Annotated in this window: 2 protein-coding genes; both read right to left on the bottom strand. The window is 60.2% G+C overall.

Features of this window, described 5'->3' with window-relative positions:
* Positions 1-115: 115 nt before the first annotated feature.
* Positions 116-880: an IS21-like element helper ATPase IstB gene (istB, locus tag PUT78_RS23335; RefSeq protein WP_274354612.1), complete on the bottom strand. Its 765-nt coding sequence runs from the start codon at positions 878-880 to the stop codon at positions 116-118.
* Positions 881-894: 14 nt separating this feature from the next.
* Positions 895-2,433, bottom strand: a complete 1,539-nt coding sequence (gene istA, locus PUT78_RS23330; RefSeq protein ID WP_274354611.1) for an IS21 family transposase — start codon at positions 2,431-2,433, stop codon at positions 895-897.
* Positions 2,434-2,604: the final 171 nt, after the last annotated feature.

Below are 2,604 nucleotides of genomic sequence, written 5' to 3'. Positions count from 1 at the left end.
TGCGCATTTCGCGGAATTTGGGCAGTGATTTCGCGTGATCTCGGGCACGCGTTTCACGGCATCGCGGGCAGCCATTTCACGCCCTCGGGCAGGCTGGCCAACAGGTTTCATAGAGTCAGGTCTGGGCGCCCTGGTCAAGCGTTTTCATCGTGGTCATTTTTCTGCGCATGCTGTCGCCTGTGAGCGTCAGGCGGTGTGCATTGTGGACCAGTCGGTCAAGGATGGCATCTGCGAGAGTGGGATCTCCGATCACCTCGAACCATTGATCGACAGGCAACTGGCTGGTCACAATGGTTGAACCACGACCTTGGCGGTCATCGAGGATTTCAAGCAGGTCGCGACGCTCGGTCGGTGTAAGAACTGACAGCCCCCAATCGTCGAGGATCAGCAATTCAGTGCGTTCGATTGCCTTGAGGACACGGGCATGCCGTCCGTCGCCCCTGGCGATGGCCAGCATCTGGAACAGGCGGGGCACACGGTGATAGACGACGCGCCGATCATCACGGCAGGCCTTGTTTCCGAGGGCGCAGGCAATCCAACTTTTTCCCAAGCCTGTTGGGCCAGTGATCAACAGATTTTCATGGCGGTTGATCCAGCTACCATCGATCAGATGCGCCATGACACCTGCATCGATGCCGCGCGAGCTGCGCATATCGATATCTTCAACGCAGGCTGCATGACGCAGGGCGGCAAAGCGCAACCGGGTTGCCAGTCTCTTGGCATCACGCTCTGCCGCTTCGCGATCGACAAGCAGGCCCAGCCTTTCTTCGAAGCTGAGACTTTGGAACATGGCGCCAGCGCGGCGCTGCTCGTGCAGGGCCTGTGCCATACCGGTCAGCCCGATCGCCTCCAGGCGGTCGCAAGTGGGATGTGTCAGCAAGGGTTGTCTCCTTTTCAGTGATAATATTTCTGGCCGCGGATGTTGGGGTGTTGCAGCGGCAGTTCTTCGGGTTCGGGGTCCATGAAGGCCTGATCAAGCCCGGTCTTCAGGATGGAACGGATGGATGAGACCGACCGGGCTCTGATGCTGATCCCGCGACGACACGCAGCATCAAGCCGTTGCGGCTCAAAGCTTCTGGCCAGCGACAGTATGCCCAGGCAGGTCCGGAAGCCCTGCTCGGGATGCGGCCTGTCCTGCATCACGATGTCACAAAACGCAGCTACCGAGGGTCCCAGCTTTGCAGCACTGCTCAGGATCCGCGCAGGCGACCATTGCGCATAGCGGCGGTGGGCTGAGGGCATATGCTCTGGCGCCGTGATATGGCTGCGGCGTCCGGGATCACGCAGGTGACTGGCGACACGCGTGCCACGATGGAATATCTCTACGGTCCGGTGGGTGATGCGTGCGTCAACCACCTGCCGGATCAGGCTGAACGGCACGGAATACCAACAGCGATCCACCTCGATATGATAATCCGGCGCAACACGGGCACGTTTCCAACGCGCAAAGACATAGGGTTCCGCTGGCAATGGCTGCAGGTTCGGGCGATCGAGCGTCGCAAACAGATCCGCCCGGCTTGCCCCATAATCGCGCATGACACGCATATTCAATGTGTCCAGTAACGGCCGGATGGCGGCATTCAGCTCAGCCAGCGAGAAGAACCTGTGATTGCGCAACCGCGCGAGGATCCAGCGTTGGGCCACCTGCACGGCCACCTCGACCTTGGCTTTATCTTTGGGTTTGCGCACGCGCGCAGGCAGGATCGCCGTGCCGTAATGTTCCGCCATTTCGGCATATGTGCGGTTCAAGCCAGGATCATACCGGTCTGCCTTGATCACGGCCGACTTGAGATTGTCAGGCACGACGACCTGCGGCACGCCGCCCAGATAAGCGAACATTCCGACATGGGCCGCAATCCAGTCCTCAAGCCCTTCGCTGGCGACGGCCACAGCATAGGTATAGCTCGATGCACCCATCGCCGCGACAAACAGCTTGGCCTCGCTGACCTCCCCCGTGGCTGGATCGACAATGTCGACCGTGTCGCCTGCAAAATCGATAAATACCTTCTCGCCGCCGACATGTGTTTGTCGCATGCTCGGCCGGACGCGGCCCTTCCACGCCTCAAAATGGGTGCAAAACCAGGTGTAACCAAACCCGTTGGGGTGCTGCGCACGATACTCCTGCCACAGCAACATGCGGGTCACGCTGCGCCGGCGCAGCTCTTTGTCCACCGCCGCCCAATCCGGAACTGGACGGTCCGGATCGGATACATCCGATGCATTTGGAAACAACAACAGCTCAAGGCTGTCGTCATCCAGACCGTCCGGCAGCGGCCACGCCAAGCCAGCGGCGCGCGCGCGCCGCAGGTAGGTCCCAACACTTCCTTTCCCAAGCCCCAGCGAGGCGGCAATCGCACGCTCGCTCAGCCCTTGGGCAAATCTCAATCTCAATACGTCCCGAATACGGCGCATGGTCAAACGTCCTGTCGGCATTCCAATCCTCCTGTTCTTAAGGAGGCGGAGTAACTGCAGTTCGTTGGCCAGTCCTGCCCATGATCGCGTGAAATCACTGCCCGCGATCGCGTGAAACAGGTGCCCGCCTTCCCGTGAAATCGCTGCCCACGATCAGCTGAAATCAGTGCCCGCCATCATGCGAAACGCGCA

This window comes from Roseinatronobacter alkalisoli, from assembly GCF_028745735.1.
GTDB classification, from domain to species: domain Bacteria; phylum Pseudomonadota; class Alphaproteobacteria; order Rhodobacterales; family Rhodobacteraceae; genus Roseinatronobacter; species Roseinatronobacter alkalisoli.
This window is presented reverse-complemented; position numbering and strand designations above follow the sequence as displayed.

Coding starts and splice junctions, on each gene's coding strand:
- istA (WP_274354611.1), bottom strand. CDS start 2,433: ATGCCGACAGGACGTTTGACCATGCGCCGTATTCGGGACGTATTGAGA.